The sequence below is a fragment of the Pseudomonas sp. P1_F7 genome, from assembly GCF_056405655.1.
This window is the reverse complement of the sequence record NZ_JBFUBR010000002.1, coordinates 421,788-441,474: the sequence shown is the minus strand read 5'-3', so window position 1 is coordinate 441,474 and position 19,687 is coordinate 421,788. Positions and strand designations below refer to the sequence as shown.

18 protein-coding genes are annotated in these 19,687 nt (G+C 61.9%); 12 read left to right on the top strand and 6 right to left on the bottom strand.

What is annotated here, in order from left to right:
- The first annotated feature begins 10 nt into the window (after window positions 1–10).
- The 11 genes from AC1D1M_RS03605 (at window position 11) to AC1D1M_RS03555 (ending at window position 12,231) form a co-directional block, all read left to right on the top strand.
- Complete coding sequence (locus AC1D1M_RS03605; RefSeq protein ID WP_477774557.1) at window positions 11–772, top strand: quinoprotein dehydrogenase-associated SoxYZ-like carrier; 762 nt, start codon at window positions 11–13, stop codon at window positions 770–772.
- A 16-nt stretch (window positions 773–788) separates the two neighbouring features.
- Window positions 789–1,727 carry a quinoprotein relay system zinc metallohydrolase 1 gene (locus AC1D1M_RS03600; protein ID WP_477774556.1) on the top strand — a complete coding sequence of 313 codons (939 nt, stop codon included), beginning with the start codon at window positions 789–791 and terminating at the stop codon, window positions 1,725–1,727.
- Window positions 1,728–2,004: 277 nt separating this feature from the next.
- The gene (locus tag AC1D1M_RS03595; RefSeq protein WP_477774555.1) at window positions 2,005–3,780 is read left to right on the top strand and encodes a PQQ-dependent methanol/ethanol family dehydrogenase; all 1,776 of its coding nucleotides are present in this window, start codon (window positions 2,005–2,007) and stop codon (window positions 3,778–3,780) included.
- Between the two features lie 247 nt (window positions 3,781–4,027).
- Entirely contained in the window at window positions 4,028–5,548 is a 1,521-nt protein-coding gene (gene exaC / locus AC1D1M_RS03590; RefSeq protein WP_477774554.1) for an acetaldehyde dehydrogenase ExaC, read from the top strand.
- Window positions 5,549–5,805: 257 nt separating this feature from the next.
- Window positions 5,806–5,877: a pyrroloquinoline quinone precursor peptide PqqA gene (gene pqqA / locus AC1D1M_RS03585; RefSeq protein ID WP_003253598.1), complete on the top strand. Its 72-nt coding sequence runs from the start codon at window positions 5,806–5,808 to the stop codon at window positions 5,875–5,877.
- A gap of 55 nt (window positions 5,878–5,932) precedes the next feature.
- Window positions 5,933–6,847 carry a pyrroloquinoline quinone biosynthesis protein PqqB gene (gene pqqB / locus AC1D1M_RS03580; RefSeq protein ID WP_477774553.1) on the top strand — a complete coding sequence of 305 codons (915 nt, stop codon included), beginning with the start codon at window positions 5,933–5,935 and terminating at the stop codon, window positions 6,845–6,847.
- A gap of 124 nt (window positions 6,848–6,971) precedes the next feature.
- A complete protein-coding gene (pqqC, locus tag AC1D1M_RS03575; protein WP_477774552.1) occupies window positions 6,972–7,724 on the top strand; it encodes a pyrroloquinoline-quinone synthase PqqC in 753 nt (250 codons plus the stop codon).
- Window positions 7,721–7,993: a pyrroloquinoline quinone biosynthesis peptide chaperone PqqD gene (gene pqqD / locus AC1D1M_RS03570; RefSeq protein WP_103393708.1), complete on the top strand. Its 273-nt coding sequence runs from the start codon at window positions 7,721–7,723 to the stop codon at window positions 7,991–7,993. Before pqqC ends, pqqD begins: the two co-directional genes overlap by 4 nt.
- Entirely contained in the window at window positions 7,971–9,113 is a 1,143-nt protein-coding gene (gene pqqE, locus AC1D1M_RS03565) for a pyrroloquinoline quinone biosynthesis protein PqqE (RefSeq protein WP_477774551.1), read from the top strand. The genes pqqD and pqqE overlap by 23 nt, the downstream gene beginning before the upstream one ends.
- Window positions 9,114–9,347: 234 nt before the next feature.
- Entirely contained in the window at window positions 9,348–10,511 is a 1,164-nt protein-coding gene (gene ercA / locus AC1D1M_RS03560; protein WP_057715188.1) for an alcohol dehydrogenase-like regulatory protein ErcA, read from the top strand.
- Window positions 10,495–12,231: a PAS domain-containing hybrid sensor histidine kinase/response regulator gene (locus AC1D1M_RS03555; RefSeq protein WP_477774550.1), complete on the top strand. Its 1,737-nt coding sequence runs from the start codon at window positions 10,495–10,497 to the stop codon at window positions 12,229–12,231. The genes ercA and AC1D1M_RS03555 overlap by 17 nt, the downstream gene beginning before the upstream one ends.
- Here AC1D1M_RS03555 and AC1D1M_RS03550 read toward each other — a convergent pair.
- Genes AC1D1M_RS03550 through copC form a run of 3 tightly spaced genes read right to left on the bottom strand, consistent with a single transcriptional unit; the run spans window position 12,207 to window position 14,381 of the window.
- Window positions 12,207–13,097 carry an aldose 1-epimerase gene (locus AC1D1M_RS03550; protein ID WP_477774549.1) on the bottom strand — a complete coding sequence of 297 codons (891 nt, stop codon included), beginning with the start codon at window positions 13,095–13,097 and terminating at the stop codon, window positions 12,207–12,209. The two genes, AC1D1M_RS03555 and AC1D1M_RS03550, sit on opposite strands and share 25 nt — an antisense overlap.
- Before the next feature lie 57 nt (window positions 13,098–13,154).
- On the bottom strand, window positions 13,155–14,012 hold the full coding sequence (gene copD, locus AC1D1M_RS03545; RefSeq protein WP_477774548.1) for a copper homeostasis membrane protein CopD: 858 nt from the start codon (window positions 14,010–14,012) through the stop codon (window positions 13,155–13,157).
- A 3-nt stretch (window positions 14,013–14,015) separates the two neighbouring features.
- On the bottom strand, window positions 14,016–14,381 hold the full coding sequence (gene copC, locus AC1D1M_RS03540; protein WP_477774547.1) for a copper homeostasis periplasmic binding protein CopC: 366 nt from the start codon (window positions 14,379–14,381) through the stop codon (window positions 14,016–14,018).
- Window positions 14,382–14,516: 135 nt separating this feature from the next.
- Here copC and AC1D1M_RS03535 point away from each other — a divergent pair, with 135 nt between their 5' ends.
- Window positions 14,517–15,137, top strand: a complete 621-nt coding sequence (locus tag AC1D1M_RS03535) for a TetR/AcrR family transcriptional regulator (RefSeq protein ID WP_008017494.1) — start codon at window positions 14,517–14,519, stop codon at window positions 15,135–15,137.
- 142 nt (window positions 15,138–15,279) lie between these two features.
- Here AC1D1M_RS03535 and preA read toward each other — a convergent pair whose 3' ends face one another.
- The 3 genes from preA to hydA all read right to left on the bottom strand — a co-directional run bounded on the left by preA (window position 15,280) and on the right by hydA (window position 19,526).
- Window positions 15,280–16,554: an NAD-dependent dihydropyrimidine dehydrogenase subunit PreA gene (preA, locus tag AC1D1M_RS03530; protein ID WP_477774546.1), complete on the bottom strand. Its 1,275-nt coding sequence runs from the start codon at window positions 16,552–16,554 to the stop codon at window positions 15,280–15,282.
- Window positions 16,555–17,922, bottom strand: a complete 1,368-nt coding sequence (locus tag AC1D1M_RS03525; RefSeq protein WP_477774545.1) for an NAD(P)-dependent oxidoreductase — start codon at window positions 17,920–17,922, stop codon at window positions 16,555–16,557.
- 164 nt (window positions 17,923–18,086) lie between these two features.
- Window positions 18,087–19,526 (bottom strand): dihydropyrimidinase, encoded by a 1,440-nt coding sequence (gene hydA, locus AC1D1M_RS03520; RefSeq protein ID WP_477774544.1) that lies wholly within the window; start codon window positions 19,524–19,526, stop codon window positions 18,087–18,089.
- Window positions 19,527–19,687 lie beyond the last annotated feature (161 nt).

Here is a 19,687-nt window from a genome sequence, read left to right as displayed (position 1 = left end):
GGAGCAGGCGATGAAATGGCGAGGGAGTTGTCTGTTTGCCTGCTGGTTAAGCCTGGCGGCACAGGCCGCCGAAATCGATCCCGGCAAAGACCCGGTGCCATCGGTGATGTGGACGTTCTATCACCAGCAGTTTCTGGGTAATGCGCCGTTCGTTTTCGACGATCGGGTCAAGCTGCTGGCGCCGCCGTTTGCCGAAGATGCCCGGCAGGTGCCGCTGGAAATCGACGCCCGGGCGTTCAGTGGCGAGGTGGTGAAAATCCTTGCCTGGGCAGAGCTGAACCCTTTGCCGAAAATCGTCGACTTCCAGCCGCTGAATTCGGTTTTGCCCTGGCTGTCGTTGCGCATTCGCATCGAACAGGCCACGCCCTTGCGCGCAGCGGTGTTGACCCGTGACGGGTTGTGGCATGTCGGTTCGACCCTGATCGATGCGGCGGGTGGCGGATGCACCGCGCCGAGCGTGGTGCGCAGCCAGCCGGGCTGGGAGGAGCACATCGGCGAAGTGCTCGGCGGGCGCTATCCCCGGGGCGAGTTCAGCCGCTTGCGTTTGCAGGTGGCGCATCCCATGGACAACGGCATGGTCAGCGGCATTCCGGAGTTTTTCATCAACCATGCCGAGCTGCGCGACCACAACCAGCAAGTGCTGGCCCGGCTGGAGCTGTTTCCCGCGGTCAGCGAAAACCCCAACCTGGCCTTCGACATCCAAGGGGCAGGGCAAACGCGCCTGTTACTACGGGACAACAGCGGCAATGAGTTCGATGCGTCGATCCCCTGACCCCAAGGAGCGTGGCATGCGCTGGATCCTGTTGATGGTGTTAAGCATCAGTCTGCCGGCCCTGGCCGATCTCGAGTATTCGCTCAAGCCCCGGCAGATCGCCCAGGACACCTGGCTGCTGGAAGGCAGCACCGATAATTTCGCCAAGGCCAACGGCGGCAACATCGTCAACACCGCGTTCATCGTCACTGAACGCGGAGTGGTGGTGATCGACACCGGCCCGTCCAGGCGGTACGGCGAAGCGATGCGCAAGGCCATTGCCGCCAGTACCGACAAGCCGGTGGTCGAGGTCTTGCTGACCCATCACCACCCGGACCATGTGCTGGGCAATCAAGCCTTCACTGACGTGCCGATCGGCGCCTTGGCCGGCACCACCGAGCTGTTGCATCAGCAAGGCGATGCCATGGCCGAGAATATGTACCGGATGGTCGGCGACTGGATGCGTGGCACCGAAGTGGTGTTGCCGACCCAGACGCTGGCACCCGGCGTGAAAAGTTTTGGGAATCACGATCTGCGCTTGCTGAGCCTGGGTGGGCATACGGGCGCGGATCTGGCTATTCTCGACCAGCAAACCGGCGTGCTGTTTGCCGGGGACCTGGTGTTTTATCAGCGGGCGCTGACCACGCCCAACAGTCCAGGGCTGTCGGTATGGCTGGCGGACATCGCGACCTTGCGAGGCTTGCCCTGGACGCTGGTGGTGCCCGGCCATGGGCCGGTGGCCAGCGATCCGCAACCTTTCGAGCAGATGCGCGATTACCTGACCTGGCTCGATCAGCTGATGCGCGACGGCGCAGCCAATGGCAGTGATATGGCCGAGATGATCCGCAGCCCCATCCCTGAACGCTTTGCCAGCATCAATTTGAGCCGCTACGAACTGATCCGCAGCATTAGTCATTTGTACCCGCGCTACGAGCGCGAGCGGATGACGCGGGTGGATTCCACCGCGCAAAAGTGAGCAAACACAGTCCCCCTGTGGGAGCGAGCTTGCTCGCGATGGCGTCGTATCAGTCGACATCAATGTTGACTGTCAGGACCTCATCGCGAGCAAGCTCGCTCCCACAGGGGGATCTGTGTCGGGCACAAAATCCGCTGCTCATCTCCTCCCACCCTGTACCAAGGAACTAGCAATCTCCTCATTGCGGGCAATTGTTGCCAGGGCGGCGGCGCTCAAGAATCTGCATCAGACCGGGAAAATTTTCCGGACATAACAAAAATCCGCAGAGGAAGCCGTCATGACCCAACCCGCACGTCGCCAGCCCTTCGTCTTGAGCCTGCTGCTCAGTGCCATGCTGTTGTCCGGCCAGGCATTGGCCGGGGTTTCCGACCAGGACATTCTCCAGGACCCGAAGAACCCGGAACAGGTCGTGACCAACGGCCTCGGCGTTCAAGGGCAGCGCTACAGTCCGCTGGATATTCTCAACGTCGACAACGTCAAGGAGCTGCGACCGGCCTGGGCGTTTTCCTTCGGCGGTGAAAAACAGCGTGGCCAGCAAGCGCAGCCGATGGTCAAGGACGGCGTGATGTACATGACCGGTTCCTACTCGCGGGTGTTCGCCGTGGATGCACGCACCGGCAAGAAACTCTGGCAATACGATGCACGCCTGCCCGATGACATCCGCCCTTGCTGCGACGTGATCAACCGTGGCGTCGCGCTGTACGGCGACCTGGTGATTTTCGGCACCCTCGACGCCAAGCTCGTGGCGCTGAACAAGGACACCGGCAAGGTGGTCTGGAGCAAGAAAGTCGCCGACCACAAGGAAGGCTACTCCATCAGCGCCGCGCCGCTGGTGATCAACGGCAAGCTGATTACCGGCGTGGCCGGTGGCGAGTTCGGCGTGGTGGGCAAGATCGAGGCCTACGATCCGAAAAACGGTGATCTGCTGTGGACCCGGCCGACGGTCGAAGGCCATATGGGCTACGTCTACAAGGACGGCAAAGCGGTGGAAAACGGCATCTCCGGCGGCGAGGCGGGCAAGACCTGGCCGGGCGATCTCTGGAAAACCGGCGGCGCGGCCCCTTGGCTTGGCGGTTACTACGACCCGGAAACCAACCTGCTGCTGTTCGGCACCGGCAACCCGGCGCCGTGGAACTCGCACCTGCGCCCTGGCGACAACCTCTACTCGTCATCGCGCCTGGCACTCAATCCGGACGACGGCACCATCAAGTGGCATTTCCAGAGCACGCCCCACGACGGTTGGGACTACGACGGCGTGAACGAACTGGTGTCGTTCAACTACAGCGAAGGCGGCAAGGAGATCAAGGCAGCGGCCACTGCCGACCGTAACGGTTTCTTCTACGTGCTGGATCGCACCAACGGCAAATTCATCCGTGGCTTCCCGTTCGTGGACAAGATCACCTGGGCCACCGGCCTGGATAAGAACGGCCGGCCGATCTACAACGAAGCCAGCCGTCCCGGTGCCCCGGGTTCTGAAGCCAAGGGCAGTTCGGTCTTCGTCGCGCCGGCGTTCCTCGGCGCGAAAAACTGGATGCCGATGGCTTACAACAGAGACACCGGGCTGTTCTATGTGCCGTCCAACGAATGGGGCATGGACATCTGGAACGAAGGCATCGCCTACAAGAAAGGCGCGGCGTTCCTCGGCGCCGGCTTCACCATCAAGCCGTTGAACGAAGACTACATCGGCGTGCTGCGGGCCATCGATCCGAAAACCGGCAAGGAAGTCTGGCGCCACAAGAACTACGCGCCGCTGTGGGGCGGGGTGCTGACCACCAAGGGCAACCTGGTGTTCACCGGCACGCCTGAAGGCTTCCTGCAGGCGTTCAACGCCAAGACCGGCGAGAAAGTCTGGGAATTCCAGACCGGCTCCGGTGTGCTCGGCTCGCCCGTGACCTGGGAAATGGACGGCGAACAATACGTCTCGGTGCTTTCCGGCTGGGGCGGCGCGGTACCGCTGTGGGGTGGCGAAGTGGCCAAGCGGGTGAAGGACTTCAACCAGGGCGGCATGCTCTGGACCTTCAAACTGCCCAAGGACCTCGTCGCCAAGCATTAACGTCAGGACCACCACATAACCTGTGGGAGCGARCTTGCTCGCGATAGCGGTCTGACAGTCGACATCAATGGCGAATGTGCTGGCCTCATCGCGAGCAAGCTCGCTCCCACAGTGTTTTGTGTGAAATCTACGACCAAATAACGAGAGCCCCTCCTGCCAACGATGCATTCGTCTGGCACGCGGGGCTCTCTAGTATCGGCTCATCGCCTGTCAGTACGACAGGCATCGACCCAGACAGAGGCCCACCATGATCTACGCACAACCCGGAACCCCAGGCGCCGTTATTACCTTCAAGCCGCGCTACGGCAATTTCATCGGTGGCGAGTTCGTCGCCCCGATCAATGGCGAGTACTTCACCAACACCTCGCCGGTCAACGGTGAAGTGATCGCAGAGTTCCCGCGCTMCAGCGCCGCCGACATCGACAAGGCCCTCGACGCCGCCCATGCCGCTGCCGATGCCTGGGGCAAGACCTCGGCCCAGGACCGCTCCCTGGTGTTGCTGAAAATCGCCGACCGTATCGAGCAGAACCTTGAGGTGCTGGCCGTCACCGAAACCTGGGACAACGGCAAGGCCGTGCGCGAAACCCTGAACGCCGACGTGCCGCTGGCGGCCGACCACTTCCGTTACTTCGCCGGCTGCATCCGCGCCCAGGAAGGTGGGGCTGCCGAGATCAACGAGCTGACCACGGCCTATCACTTCCATGAGCCCCTGGGTGTGGTCGGGCAGATCATTCCGTGGAACTTCCCGCTGCTGATGGCCGCCTGGAAACTCGCCCCGGCCCTGGCCGCCGGCAACTGCATCGTGCTCAAGCCTGCCGAGCAAACGCCGCTGTCGATCATGGTCTTCGCCGAGCTCATCGCCGACCTGCTGCCGGCGGGCGTACTGAACATCGTCCAGGGCTTCGGTCGCGAAGCCGGCGAGGCCCTGGCCACCAGCAAACGCATCGCCAAGATCGCCTTCACCGGCTCGACCCCTGTGGGCGCGCACATCATGCATTGCGCCGCCGAAAACATCATCCCGAGCACCGTGGAACTGGGCGGCAAGTCGCCGAACATCTTCTTCGAAGACATCATGAACGCCGAGCCTGCGTTCATCGAAAAGGCTGCCGAAGGCCTGGTGCTGGCGTTCTTCAATCAGGGCGAAGTCTGCACTTGCCCGTCCCGGGCGCTGGTACAGGAGTCGATCTACGAGCCGTTCATGGCCGAGGTGATGAAGAAGATCGTCAAGATCAAGCGCGGCAACCCGCTGGACACCGAGACCATGGTCGGCGCCCAGGCGTCCGAGCAGCAATACGACAAGATCCTCTCGTACCTGAACATTGCCCGGGAGGAGGGCGCCGAGCTGCTCACCGGCGGCGCGGCCGAACGTCTGGAAGGCGACCTGTCCAGCGGTTATTACATCCAGCCGACGCTGCTCAAGGGGCACAACAAGATGCGTGTGTTCCAGGAAGAAATCTTCGGCCCGGTGGTGGGTATCACCACCTTCAAGGATGAAGCCGAAGCCCTGGCGATTGCCAACGACAGCGAGTTCGGCCTCGGCGCCGGCCTGTGGACCCGCGACATCAACCGCGCCTACCGCATGGGCCGGGCGATCAAGGCCGGGCGCGTGTGGACCAACTGCTACCACCTGTACCCGGCGCACGCGGCGTTTGGTGGCTACAAGAAGTCCGGCGTCGGCCGGGAAAACCACAAGATGATGCTCGATCATTACCAGCAGACCAAAAACCTGCTGGTGAGCTACGACATCAATCCGCTGGGGTTCTTCTGATTACCCAAGAACACTGAAAAACCTGTGGGAGCGAGCTTGCTCGCGATGAGGCCAGCACATTCAACATTAATGTTGACTGTTGCGCCGTCATCGCGAGCAAGCTCGCTCCCACACTGGTTTTTGGTGTGTACAGGATCTACGCAACACCCCCTACCAAATCACCCCGCAAACTCCTTCGAAAGTAGCATTCGGGCACTCGATGCCCCGTGCATTAATGGCTCTACCGGAATCACCCGGCACAAGAAGAGGAATGACCCATGTGGACTAAACCCGCGTTTACCGATCTGCGCATTGGCTTCGAAGTGACGATGTATTTCGCCAACCGTTGATTGATCACCCGGCCAGCCGATGCGTTGGCCGGGCCTGCCTTCTGGAGCATCTGCCATGCACATCCGCGTTCTCGGTTCCGCCGCCGGCGGTGGTTTCCCGCAGTGGAACTGCAATTGCCGCCAGTGCGCCGGTGTGCGCAATGGCAGCCTGCGGGCACAGCGCCGTACGCAGTCGTCGATTGCCCTGAGTGACGACGGTGTGGAGTGGGTGCTGTGCAACGCTTCACCGGACATTCGTGCGCAACTCGAGAGTTTTGCGCCCATGCAACCGGCGCGGCGCCTGCGTGACAGCGCCATCGCCGGCATCGTGCTGCTGGACAGCCAGATCGACCATTGCACCGGTTTGCTCAGCCTGCGCGAAGGCTGCCCGCATGCGGTGTGGTGCACCGAGCGGGTGCATCAGGACCTGAGCAGCGGTTTCCCGCTATTCAACATGCTCGGACACTGGAACGGCGGATTGCACTGGCAACCGGTCGGCCTCGATCGCCAGCCGTTCAGCATCCCGGCCTGCGAGCATTTGCAATTTCGCGCGATTCCCCTGGTGAGCAACGCGCCGCCGTATTCGCCCAATCGCGGCAACCCGCAACCGGGCGACACCATTGGCGTGTTCATTGAAGACCTGCGCAATGGCGCCTCGCTGTTCTATGCCCCGGGCCTTGGCCGAATCGACGATGAAGTGCTGGGCTGGATGCAGCGTGCCGATTGCCTGCTGCTGGACGGTACCCTGTGGCGCGACGACGAGATGCGTATCTGCGAAGTCGGCCAGAGCCTGGGCAGCGAAATGGGGCACCTCCCACAAAGCGGCCCCGGCGGGATGCTTGAAGTGCTGGAGGGTTTCAACCGCCAGCGCAAGGTGCTGATCCACATCAACAACACCAATCCGATCCTTGATGAAGACTCGGCCGAGCGGGCTTTGCTGGTGCGGCGGAGTATAGAAGTGGCTTACGACGGCATGAGTATTGAGTTGTAGCCAAAGGCCCCATCGCGAGCAAGCTCGCTCCCACAATGGTTGCGCGGCAAACACCAAACCTGTGGGAGCGAGCTTGCTCGCGATGAGGCCAGTACAGGCACCGCAGAAGTTCCCGGAGAACAAAATGACTGACAGCCCCCTATCCCCCACAGAATTCGAAGCCGCCCTGCGCGCCAAGGGCGCCTACTACCACATCCACCATCCCTTCCACCAAGCCATGTACGCCGGCCGCGCCAGCCGCGAGCAGATCCAGGGCTGGGTCGCCAATCGCTTCTACTATCAGATCAACATTCCGCTGAAGGACGCCGCGATTCTCGCCAACTGCCCGGACCGCGACGTGCGCCGGGAGTGGCTGCAGCGGATTCTCGACCACGACGGCGTCCCCGGCAGCGAGGGCGGTATCGAAGCCTGGCTGCGCCTGGGCGAAGCGGTGGGGCTGGATCGCGAGCAGATTCTGTCCCGGGAACTGGTGCTGCCTGGGGTGCGTTTTGCGGTGGACGCCTACGTCAATTTCGCCCGTCGCGCCTGCTGGCAGGAAGCGGCCAGCAGTTCGCTGACCGAACTCTTTGCGCCACAGATCCATCAGTCGCGACTCGACGCCTGGCCGACCCATTACCCGTGGATCGACGTCGCCGGCTACGACTACTTCCGCACGCGCCTGAGCCAGGCGCGGCGCGATGTCGAGCATGGCTTGCGCATCACCCTGGCGCACTACGTGACGGCCGAGGGGCAACAACGCATGCTGGAGATCCTGCAATTCAAGCTCGACGTGCTGTGGAGCATGCTCGATGCCATGAGCATGGCCTATGAGCTTGCGCGCCCGCCGTATCACACGGTCACCGGCGACAACGTCTGGCACCGGGGGATCGCCCTGTGAGCCTGATCGATCGCCAGCAGTCACCGGCCTTGCGTCGCGGTTTTCGTCTGCAATGGGAGCCCCGTCAGGACTGCCATGTGCTGCTGTACCCCGAAGGCATGATCAAGCTCAACGCCAGTGCCGGGCAGATTCTCGACCTGGTGGATGGCCAGCGCAGCGTGGCGGCGATCATTGATCGATTGAGCGCGAATTTCCCCGGGGTACCGGGGATCGACGAAGACGTGCTGGCGTTTCTGGAGGTGGCTCATGCGCAATTCTGGATCGAGTGAGACGCTGCCCGGACCGCCGTTGTGGCTGCTCGCCGAGCTGACCTACCGTTGTCCGCTGCAATGCCCCTATTGCTCCAATCCACTGGATTTTGCCCGGCACGGCGAGGAACTGAGCACGGAGGAGTGGATTCGTGTATTCCGTGAAGCGCGGGACATGGGCGCCGCACAACTGGGGTTTTCCGGCGGCGAGCCATTGGTTCGCCAGGACCTCGCCGAACTGATCAAGGCCGCTCGGGACATGGGCTACTACACCAACCTGATCACCTCCGGCATCGGTCTGACCGAGCAGAAGGTGCGCGACTTCAAGGTGGCCGGCCTGGACCATATCCAGATCAGCTTCCAGGCAGCCGACGAGGCGGTGAACAACATGCTCGCCGGTTCGCGCAAGGCCTTCGCCCAGAAACTCGCCATGGCCCGTGCGGTGAAAGCCCAGGGCTATCCGATGGTGCTGAACTTCGTCACCCATCGGCACAACATCGACCGGATCGCGCAGATCATCGAGTTGTGCCTGGAACTGGAAGCGGACTTCGTCGAATTGGCCACCTGCCAGTTCTATGGCTGGGCCGAACTCAACCGCGTCGGCCTGTTGCCCACCCGCGAGCAATTGCAGCGTGCCGAGCGCATCACTAATGAGTACCGCGAACGCCTTGAAGCCCAGGGCCACCCGTGCAAACTGATCTTCGTCACCCCGGACTACTACGAGGAACGCCCCAAGACCTGCATGAACGGCTGGGCCAACCTGTTTCTCGACATCACCCCCGACGGCACGGCCTTGCCTTGCCACAGCGCCCGGCAGTTGCCGGTACAGTTTCCCAACGTGCGCGAGCACAGCCTCTCGCACATCTGGAACGACTCGTTCGGCTTCAATCGTTTTCGCGGCGATGACTGGATGAAGGAGCCGTGCCGCTCCTGCGATGAAAAGCACAAGGACCTGGGCGGGTGTCGCTGCCAGGCCTTCATGCTCACCGGCGATGCTGCCAATGCCGACCCGGTGTGCAGCAAGTCGCCGCACCACGGGGTGATCCTCAAGGCCCGCGAGGAAGCCGAGGCGCCAGGGTTGGGGATGGAGCACCTGACGCTGCGCAACGCGAAGGCTTCGCAGCTGATCTATCGCGGCTAGTCAAGCGACACAGATTCCTGTGGGCGCGAGCTTGCTCGCGATGAGGGCGGCACATTCAACATTGATGTCGACTGTGATGCAGCTATCGCGAGCAAGCTCGCTCCCACAGGGGGCTGCGGTGAATTCGAATGTGAGTACGCTCCGGGCAGTGCTACCCATTGGTCTGATTGCATTCACAGCTGGATGGTTTAGTGTGGTTTCTACCTTCCAAAACAATAAAAAACAGGCTTTCCAATGAGCCAGAGTCTCAACCAGCTGCGTAAATTCGTTTCACCTGAAATCATCTTCGGTGCCGGTAGCCGGCACAGTGTCGGCAATTACGCCAAGACCTTTGGCGCACGCAAGGTCCTGGTGGTCAGCGATCCCGGCGTGATTGCCGCTGGCTGGGTCGCCGATGTCGAAGCCAGTCTGCAAGCCCTGGGCATCGAATACTGCCTTTACAGTGATGTCTCGCCCAACCCGCGGGTCGAAGAGGTGATGCTCGGCGCCGAGATGTACCGGGAAAACCACTGCGACGTGATCGTCGCCGTCGGTGGCGGCAGCCCGATGGACTGCGGCAAGGGCATCGGCATCGTCGTCGCCCATGGCCGCAGCATTCTCGACTTCGAGGGCGTGGACACCATCCGCGTGCCCAGCCCGCCGCTGATCCTGATTCCGACCACCGCCGGCACCTCGGCCGACGTCTCGCAATTCGTGATCATTTCCAACCAGCAGGAACGCATGAAGTTCTCCATCGTCAGCAAGGCGGTGGTGCCGGACGTTTCGCTGATCGACCCGGAAACCACCCTGAGCATGGACCCGTTCCTGTCGGCCTGTACGGGCATCGACGCGTTGGTGCATGCCATCGAAGCGTTCGTGTCCACCGGCCACGGGCCGCTGACCGACCCCCACGCGCTGGAGGCGATGCGCCTGATCAATGGCAACCTGGTGCAAATGATCGCCAACCCGACCGACATCGCCCTGCGCGAGAAGATCATGCTCGGCAGCATGCAGGCCGGGCTGGCGTTTTCCAACGCCATCCTCGGTGCCGTGCATGCCATGTCCCACAGCCTCGGCGGCTTTCTCGATCTGCCCCATGGCCTGTGCAACGCGGTGCTGGTCGAGCACGTGGTGGCCTTCAACTACAACTCGGCACCGGAGCGCTTCAAGGTGATCGCCGAGACGTTCGGCATCGACTGCCGGGGCCTGAATCACCGGCAGATTTGCGGTCGTCTGGTCGAACACCTGATCGCCCTCAAGCACGCCATTGGCTTTCACGAAACCCTCGGTTTGCATGGCGTCAGGACCTCGGATATTCCGTTCCTGTCGCAGCATGCGATGCACGATCCGTGCATCCTGACCAACCCGCGCGAGTCCAGCCAGCGCGATGTCGAGGTCGTCTATGGCGAAGCCCTCTGACGAACAACAACGGGCTCTGGCCGGGCTGCTGGGGCTGGGCAGCCATTCGGCGCGCAAGAGTCATTACCCGGAACTGGCCGCGCGCCTGGATGATCTGGAAGCCGAGCGTAACCGCTACAAGTGGCTGTTCGAAAACGCGGTGCACGGGATCTTCCAGGCCAGCCTGCACAATGGCATGCGCGCCGCCAACCCGGCGCTGGCACGCATGCTCGGCTACCAGGACCCGCAGGAGGTGCTGTTCTCCCTGACTGACCTGGCCAGCAGCCTGTTTGTCGACGGCGCCCAGGAGCTGGAAAACATCGGTGAAATCCTCAGGCACCAGCGCAGCCTGCACGGCTATGAAACCCGTTTGCGCCGCAAGGACGGCAGTTACCTCGATGTGTTGATGAACCTGCTGCTCAAGCCCGGCCAGGAAGGTCTGGTGGAAGGGTTCGTTTCCGATATCACCGAGCGCAAACTCGCTCAGCAACGCCTGCAGCAACTCAATGACGAACTGGAGCAGCGCGTCGTTGCACGCACCAATGAATTGCTCGAAGCCAACCGTAACCTTCAGCAGCAGATCACCCAGCGTAAACAGATCGCCGAGGCCTTGCGCGACGCCCGCGATGCCGCCGAGGCCGCCAATCGCAGCAAGGACAAATACCTTGCCGCCGCCAGCCACGACCTGCTGCAACCGCTGAACGCCGCACGGTTGCTGATTTCGACCTTGCGCGAACGCCAATTGCCGGAAACCGAACAGGTGCTGGTGGAACGCACTCACCAGGCCCTGGAAGGGGCCGAAGACCTGCTGACGGATCTGCTCGACATTTCCCGGCTCGATCAGGCCGCGGTCAAGCCGGACATCGCGTCGTACCGCCTCGACGAACTGCTCGGGCCGCTGGTGTCGGAGTTTCAGTCCGTCGCCCAGGCGGCCGGCTTGAACCTGCGGGTGCGCATGGTCGATTACGCCATCAGCACCGACTTGCGCCTGATGACGCGGATCCTGCGCAACTTCCTCAGCAATGCCTGCCGCTACACCGATGAAGGCAGCATCCTGCTGGGGGCAAGGCGTCGGGGCGAGATGTTGCGTCTGGAGGTCTGGGACACCGGGCGTGGCATCGCCGCAGACCGGCTCGACTCGATCTTCCTCGAGTTCAACCAGCTGGACGTCGGCCGCGCCGCCGACCGCAAGGGCGTGGGCCTGGGGCTGGCGATTGTCGAACGCATCGCCAAGATCCTTGGCTATAAGATCGGCGTGTACTCGTTGCCGGGGCGGGGTTCGATGTTCAGCATCGAGGTGCCGATATCCGACGAGGTTCCGTTACCCGTGAGCCAGGCGGTGCCACAACCGGTCACCGGCAACCCGCTGCCGGGACGCCGTTTACTGGTGATCGACAACGAAGTGAGCATTCTCGAAAGCATGAGCGCGTTGCTCGGGCAGTGGGGCTGCGACGTTCTGGTCGCCACTGATGAAGCGGCTGCGTTGGCGGCGCTACGGGGGCAGGCGCCGGAGCTGATTCTCGCGGACTATCATCTCGATCACGGGGTAGTCGGCTGTGATGTGGTGCGACATTTGCGCGAGCATTTCCACCAGAACATTCCCGCGGTGATCATTACCGCTGACCGCACCGACCATTGTCGGCGTGCGTTGCAGCGGCTCAACGCACCCTTGCTGAACAAACCGGTGAAGCCCGGCAAGCTGCGCGCGGTGTTGAGTCAACTGCTGGGGGCGTCTGCCTGAAGCGGCCGATACTGCAGGGTGAAGCCCAGTTCGGTGGATTGACCCTGCTCCAGCAAACGCAACCCCGGCCGACCGGGCAGGTGGTGCGCGTTGACCGGGTGGCTCACCGGTTCGATGCAGAAAAACCCCAGGCCCACGGGGCAGTAGAGCAAATAGTAATCGCTGCCTGTGGCCTGGCAGTCGAGTTCATAGCCGAGGTCGGGCTGATGGATCAGGCAGTGGCCGTCCCATTCACAGAAGCCGTTATCCACCAGCGATTCGGGCAATGACTTCAGTTGCTGAAAATCCCACTCGACCGGCAACGCGCTGAGTTCAGTCGACAGTTTTGCCCCGTCGCACAACCACACATGCCGGGCGGGCGCCTGTAGTCGGGTATTCGGTGTCCGCGGCAGGTACGGATGCAGTCCCAAGCCATGCCACGCAGCGTGCTCAGCCAGGTGCGTGACGTGTAATTCGATGCTCAGCTTGCCCGCGCTCAAATGGAAACGTTGCCGGGCGCGATAAGCGAAGGGTGTTGTGCTGTCGAGTTGCAGGACCACTTCATTTGGCGACCGGGAAACCACGTCCCACGCCTGCTGCCAGGCGCTGCCGTGAATCGGCAGGGGATCGGTGAGGCTGTTGGATGTCAGTGCCAGCCAACCGTCCGGGCAATCGAAACCACCTTCGGCGATGCGGTTGGACCAGGGGATCAAGGGAAAGCAGCCGAGCTTGCCGGGCAGGCCGGTGTTCAGGGCGTGCTCATCGGCGTGTCGCAGCAAGGGCTGGCCGGTGCTGCGCACGGTCCAGTTGACGATGCTGGCGCCGAGTTCCGGGGCGAGGGTGAGGTGGGTGAGTTCGTCTTCAAGTTCGATCAGTGTTAACGACATGTTGACCTGCCATGTGATTTTTTGAGGCTTGCACCGTTCCCTGTGGCGAGGGGGTGATTAGTTGGAAATCATGGGCGGCAGGGTGCCCAGCAGAGAGACCGCCGCCACTGCACCAAGCCCGAGCATCCACTCCAGCATCACGCTGGCGCGCAGTGTTGGCAGACGCTGCTCACAATCATCAATACGCAGCCGATTGAACAATGCCAGCCCCAGCATCGCCGCCACCAGCGCGGCCTTGATCAGCAGGATCAAGGCGAAACCGCTGAACAGCGGCGTCGGCCAGAACGCCCCGGTGAGCACCCGCACATTGATCAGCCCGGTGATCAGCAACCCTGCGACCAGGCCATAACCGACACCGCTGAAGCGCTGCAACATCAGGCGGATCGAATGCCCATCGGGTTGACGCAAGATCATCACCAGCAGCATCAAGCCGCCGAGCCAGGCACCCACGCAGATCAAGTGAATGAGTTGATTGAGGATCAGCAACTGCCCTGCGGTGCCATCGAGCATGGCGCCGTGGCCGACCGGGGCCAGCGTGGCCACCAGCAGGCCGCTGAGGATCAGGCGCAGCGCAAGGCTGGCGCGTAGTGGGGTCAGCAGCAACGCCAACAACAGCAGGTTGATCAGCAAATGCCAGCGCCAGACCTGGCCGAAAAAGGTATTGCCCAGCACCAATTGCAGGGTCGGCGGATCGAAGGCTGCGTCCCAGGCCCCGGCCATGCTCGCGGTAATCAGCATCAACCAGCAGACCCCACTGCCCAGCGCTATCACGGCCAGCCAGCGGGAGGTGCGTGCCAGGCGCTGATCCATCGCGGTTTCGCCATTTGCAAGCAACGGCCTGAACACCCAGCCCCCGAACAGCATCAACACCACGATGAAATGCAGGAAGCGGCACAGCACCAGCGCGCTCGCCATGAATTACTGGCCAACCTTGAAGGCGTAGGCACCTTCGCTTTTGTGAGTGTCGACGGACACGGCGTGCCATTCGACTTTATAGGCTCCGGCGGTCAACGGCTCGGCCGGGGTGACGATCAGGGTCTTTTTGTCGCTACCTTCGGTGGTCAGTGCTTTAACCGCCACCGGTGCGCCATCCCGGGTCAGCGTGACTTTGGTGAAACTGGCCTCGATACCCTCGGAGAACTCCAGGCGCAATTGCTCCGGCGCGGCCACGGTGCTGTCGGCGGCCGGTGTCTGGCTTTTCAGGTGGGCGTGGGCAAACACCGAAGAAGCGGCGAACAGCGCGCCGAGCAGGGCAGCGACGGTCAGGGTTTTCTTCAGCAGCATCGTGGGTACCTATGGCAGTTTCCAAGTGCGCAGAGTTTAGCTTTACGAAAGCGGCTGTACGAAGTTTCGTTTTCCCCTGTCGCCGCGGTCCAGAGCGGATGCTAGTCTTGCTCAACGTTGTTGTCGGGGATCCGCATGGGCAATCACAAGATCGAGATTCGTCGCAGTAACGTCGAAAAAATCCTGCTGGGGGCGGAAAAGGTCTTCGCTGAAAAGGGCTTCGGCAGCACCGCCATGGCCGACATCGCCGCTGAAGTACAACTGCCGCGTTCCAACCTGCACTACTACTTCAGCACCAAGACCGAGCTATACAGCGCCGTACTGTTCGACTTGCTGGAAGTCTGGAAGCAGGACGCGCTGTGCTTCGAGATGTTCGATGACCCGCGCGTGGTGCTCAGCAGCTACATCCGCGCCAAGATGAACCATTCCCGCAGCCGGCCGTATGGCTCGAAAGTCTGGGCCAACGAAATCATCCATGGCGCGCCGACCCTCGGCGCAGCGCTGGATGCAAGCCTGTACGACTGGGCCAAGATGAAAGAAGCGAAAATCCGCCAGTGGGTGGACGACAAACGCATCCTGCCGGTGGAGCCGTCGAGCCTGCTGTACATGATCTGGGCCTCGACCCAGCACTATGCCGACTTCGATCACCAGGTGAATATTCTCAACGACCATCAGCCGCTGTCGGACATGCAGTTCGAAAAGGCGGTGCAGACGGTGACCAGTGTGATATTGCGGGGGATTGGGTTGGAGCCTTGAGATTTGTGTTGCAGTGGCCGGCCTCATCGCGAGCAAGCTCGCTCCCACAGGGATCATTGGTGTACTCAGGTTTGATGTACGACACAAATCCACTGTGGGAGCGAGCTTGCTCGCGATGGCGTCATCTCAGACGCTGAAAACCTCAAGGGCTGACGTGATACGGATTCCTCGGATCATGATTCCAGTCCAGGAACGGCTTGCCAGTCTCCACCGGCACCATCTCGATACAGTCCTGCACCGGGCAGGTGATCTGGCACAGATTGCAGCCCACGCACTCCTCATCGATCACTTGATACTTGTGCGTGCCATCCGCTTGCTTGAGGCTGGCCACCGCCTGGTGCGAGGTGTCCTCACAGGCGATATGGCAACGACCGCAACCGATACAAGCATCCTGATCAATCTTCGCGATCACCTGGTAGTTGATGTCCAGGTACTTCCAGTCCGTGGTATTGCCCACCGCGCGGCCGGAAAACTCCGAAATGCTGGCGTAGCCCTGACTGTCCATCCAGCGTGACAAACCGTCCTTCATGTCTTCGACAATCCGGAAGCCATGCAGCATCGCCGCCGTGCATACCTGCACCGAGCCACTGCCGAGCGCGATGAATTCCGCGGCGTCGCGCCAGTTGCCGATACCGCCGATGCCGCTGATCGGCAGGCCCTGGGTCTGCGGGTCGCGGGCGATTTCGGCGACCATGTTCAAGGCAATCGGCTTGACGGCCGAGCCGCAGTAACCGCCGTGTGTGCTTTGGCTGCCGACCATGGGGTTGGCGACCATGCGTTCGAGATTGACGCTGGTGATCGAGTTGATGGTGTTGATCAGAGACACCGCATCGGCACCGCCACGGTGGGCGGCACGGGCGGCGACACGGATGTCGGTGATGTTCGGCGTGAGCTTGACGATCACCGGCAGCGAGCAATACGTCTTGCACCAGCGGGTGACCTGTTCCACGTATTCCGGCACCTGGCCGACCGCCGCGCCCATGCCCCGTTCCGGCATGCCGTGGGGGCAACCGAAGTTCAGCTCGATGCCGTCGGCGCCAGTGGCTTCCACCAGCGGCAGGATGTGTTTCCAGGATTCTTCGACGCAGGGCACCATCAAGGACACGATCAGCGCGCGGTCCGGCCAGTCCTTTTTGACCTGGGTGATTTCCCGCAGGTTGATCTCCAGCGAGCGGTCGGTGATCAGCTCGATGTTGTTAAAGCCCAGTACCTCCCGGTTAGCCCCGAAGTGCGCCGAATAGCGCGACGACACGTTCACCGCCGCCGGGTCTTCCCCCAGGGTTTTCCAGACCACGCCACCCCAGCCGGCCTCGAAGGCGCGGACCACGTTGTAGGCCTTGTCGGTCGGCGGCGCGGAGGCCAGCCAGAATGGATTGGGTGCTTTGATGCCGGCGAAGACAATCGACAGATCGGCCATTTACGCAGCCTCCACATTGAGCATCAGTTGAGCGTTGATCGCCTCGGCGGCGCGTTTGCCGTGTTGCACGGCTTGCACGGTGAGGTCTTGATCGAGGCTGGTGCAGTCGCCGCCGGCATACACGCCGGGGATGCTGGTGCGCAGGTTTTCATCGACTTCGATGCGCTCGCCCTGACGCTTGAGTTCACGAGCCAGCGGATCGGTGAGGGCGCTGCCGTCGAAGGCCTGGCCGATGGCCTTGAAGATCGCGTCGGCGATCAGTTCGAAGGTTTCGCCGGTGGTTTGCAGGCGGCCTTCCACCAGATGGGTGCGAGCGAAACGCATGCCGCGCACGCGGCCGTGGTCATCGAGCAGCACCTCTTCGGGTTGTGCCCAGGTCATCAGTCGCACCTGATTGGCCTTGGCAATGTCCTGTTCGTGATGGGTGGCACCCATGTCCTCGACGCCACGGCGGTACACAAGATTCACGTCGTGGGCACCGAGGCGGGCCATTTGCACCGCCATGTCGATGGCGGTATTGCCTGCGCCGAGGACAATGCAATGATCGGCCAGGGGCAGTTGGCTCAGGTCATCGGCCTGGCGCAGTACGCGGATGTAGTCGGTGGCGGCGAGCAGGCCGGGCGCGTCTTCGTGGGCCAGGCCCAGTTGTTTGCTGGCATTGAGTCCGAGGCCGAGGAACACCGCGTCGAACTGTTGATGCAGTTCGCTGAGGGTCAAGTTGTCCCCGAGTTTCTGCCCGTGGCGGATTTCGATGCCGCCAATTTCCAAGAGGAACTCAAGCTCCTTTTGCGCGTAGTCATCCACCAGTTTGTACTTGGCGATCCCGTACTCGTTGAGGCCACCGGCCTTTTCCCGCGCCTCGAAGATCACCACGTCATGCCCGTGCATGGCGCTGCGGTGGGCGCAGGACAATCCGGCCGGACCCGCACCGACCACGGCGATGCGTTTGCCGGTGGCGGCAGCACGCTGGAACGGGTGCGTGCTGAAGTGGGCGTTGTCCACGGCGTAGCGTTGCAACAGGCCGATCATGACCGGCGCGCATTCGTGAGCGTTGTTGCGCACGCAGGCTTGCTGGCAAAGAATTTCCGTCGGACACACCCGAGCGCAGCTGCCGCCGAGGATGTTGGCCGAAAGGATCTTCTGCGCTGCGCCTTGCACGTTGTCCTGCGCAATGTTGCGGATGAACGAGGGAATGTCGATCTCGCTTGGACAGGCATTCACGCAGGGCGCGTCGTAGCAATACAGACAGCGCGACGCTTCCAGGTGCGCCTGGCGCTCGTTCAGCGGCGGCGCCAGATCGGTGAAATGGCCGGCGAGGGCGGCCGCATTCTCATGGGGATGCGGGAGGTGGTCCAGGGTCTTGATCACGGTTTTGGCCTCACGGTTATTTGAGGTGCTGCCTCTGAATGGGCATTGTTTTTTGTGTTGTCTGTGCGGGCCTCATCGCGAGCAAGCTCGCTCCCACAGTGGATCTTCAGTGTCAACAAATCCCTGTGGGAGCGGGCTTGCCCGCGATAGGCCGCAGGCCGCTTTCAGCGTTTCACGGCAACCGGCTGATTCAACTCAGCCCGCTTGCTCAGCAAATCAAACACCGCCGGGTACGCTGGCCGTTCGATGTAGCGCCCGGCCCCACGCTCGGCCCGCAGGTCGCCGTCGGCCCAGACCACGCGGCCCTGGCTGATGGTGTGGCTGGGCACGCCGCGCACGGTCTTGCCTTCGAAAATGTTGAAGTCCACCTGCTGATGGTGGGTCTTGGCGGAAATGGTCCGTGTGCCTTGCGGGTCCCACAGCACCAGGTCGGCATCGGCCCCGACGCGGATCGCGCCCTTGCGTGGGTAGAGGTTGAAGATCTTCGCCGTGTTGGTGGACGTCAGCGCGACGAATTGCTGCATCGAAAAGCGCCCGCTGTTCACGCCCTCATCCCACAACACCGCCATTCGGTCTTCGATGCCGGCGGTGCCGTTGGGGATTTTGCTGAAGTCGTCGCGGCCAGCCGCTTTTTGCTCGGCGCAGAAGCAGCAGTGGTCAGTGGCGGTGGTGTGCAGGTTGCCCGATTGCAGGCCATGCCAGAGCGCCTCTTGATGGCCGCGAGGACGGAACGGCGGGCTCATCACATAACCGGCGGCGGTTTGCCAGTCCGGATGACGGTAGACGCTGTCGTCCAGCAGCAGGTGCCCGGCCAGCACTTCGCCGTACACCGGCTGGCCCTTGCCCCGGGCGTAGGTGATTTCGTCCAGGGCTTCCTTGGTCGAGACATGCACCAGATACAACGGCGTACCCAGGGTTTCGGCGATGCGGATCGCCCGGCTCGCGGCTTCGCCTTCAACCTGTGAAGGACGCGACAGCGGATGAGCTTCCGGCCCGGTGATGCCCTGGGCCATCAGCTTGCGTTGCAGGTGATACACCAGTTCACCGTTCTCCGCATGCACGGTCGGCACCGCGCCCAGTTCCAGGCAGCGTTCGAAGCTTGCGACCAGGGTGTCATCGGCGGCCATGATTGCGTTCTTGTAAGCCATGAAATGCTTGAAGCTGTTGACGCCGTGCTGGCTGACCAGTTCGGCCATTTCCTCGCGGACCTGTTCGCTCCACCAGGTGATGGCGACGTGAAAACCGTAGTCCGACGCCGACTTCTCGGCCCAGCCGCGCCACTGATGGAAGGCTTCGAGCAAGGATTGCTGCGGATTGGGAATCACGAAGTCGATGATCGAGGTGGTGCCTCCGGCCAGTCCCGCCGCTGTGCCACTGTAAAAGTCTTCGCTGGCCACGGTGCCCATGAAAGGCAGTTGCATGTGGGTGTGCGGGTCGATGCCGCCGGGCATCAGGTATTGGCCGCTGCCGTCGAGCACTTCGGCGTCTGCAGGTACATCGAGATTTTCGCCGATGGACTTGATCACGCCGTCTGCGCAATACACATCGGCGCGATAACTATCATCATGGGTAATAACGGTGGCGCCACGGATCAACAGAGACATTCCGAGTTCCTCGCAGGCAATGACCGGCTTATGCCGGTTCTAGATGTTTTATTCAAAACAGCCCGCACAGAATTAATCCTGTCAACGCTGTCAGGATTAAACGCTAGCTGCAGTTATCCGAATCGGCAAGAATATTTTTTATAAGCTTATTCTGTTATTAA

What these genes read in the sequence shown, in the direction of transcription:
- AC1D1M_RS03605 (WP_477774557.1), top strand. Translation starts at nt 11, where the DNA reads ATGAAATGGCGAGGGAGTTGTCTGTTTGCCTGCTGGTTAAGCCTGGCG.
- AC1D1M_RS03600 (WP_477774556.1), top strand. Translation starts at nt 789, where the DNA reads ATGCGCTGGATCCTGTTGATGGTGTTAAGCATCAGTCTGCCGGCCCTG.
- AC1D1M_RS03595 (WP_477774555.1), top strand. Translation starts at nt 2,005, where the DNA reads ATGACCCAACCCGCACGTCGCCAGCCCTTCGTCTTGAGCCTGCTGCTC.
- pqqB (WP_477774553.1), top strand. Translation starts at nt 5,933, where the DNA reads ATGCACATCCGCGTTCTCGGTTCCGCCGCCGGCGGTGGTTTCCCGCAG.
- pqqC (WP_477774552.1), top strand. Translation starts at nt 6,972, where the DNA reads ATGACTGACAGCCCCCTATCCCCCACAGAATTCGAAGCCGCCCTGCGC.
- pqqE (WP_477774551.1), top strand. Translation starts at nt 7,971, where the DNA reads ATGCGCAATTCTGGATCGAGTGAGACGCTGCCCGGACCGCCGTTGTGG.
- ercA (WP_057715188.1), top strand. Translation starts at nt 9,348, where the DNA reads ATGAGCCAGAGTCTCAACCAGCTGCGTAAATTCGTTTCACCTGAAATC.
- AC1D1M_RS03555 (WP_477774550.1), top strand. Translation starts at nt 10,495, where the DNA reads ATGGCGAAGCCCTCTGACGAACAACAACGGGCTCTGGCCGGGCTGCTG.
- AC1D1M_RS03550 (WP_477774549.1), bottom strand. Translation starts at nt 13,097, where the DNA reads ATGTCGTTAACACTGATCGAACTTGAAGACGAACTCACCCACCTCACC.
- copD (WP_477774548.1), bottom strand. Translation starts at nt 14,012, where the DNA reads ATGGCGAGCGCGCTGGTGCTGTGCCGCTTCCTGCATTTCATCGTGGTG.
- copC (WP_477774547.1), bottom strand. Translation starts at nt 14,381, where the DNA reads ATGCTGCTGAAGAAAACCCTGACCGTCGCTGCCCTGCTCGGCGCGCTG.
- AC1D1M_RS03535 (WP_008017494.1), top strand. Translation starts at nt 14,517, where the DNA reads ATGGGCAATCACAAGATCGAGATTCGTCGCAGTAACGTCGAAAAAATC.
- preA (WP_477774546.1), bottom strand. Translation starts at nt 16,554, where the DNA reads ATGGCCGATCTGTCGATTGTCTTCGCCGGCATCAAAGCACCCAATCCA.
- hydA (WP_477774544.1), bottom strand. Translation starts at nt 19,526, where the DNA reads ATGTCTCTGTTGATCCGTGGCGCCACCGTTATTACCCATGATGATAGT.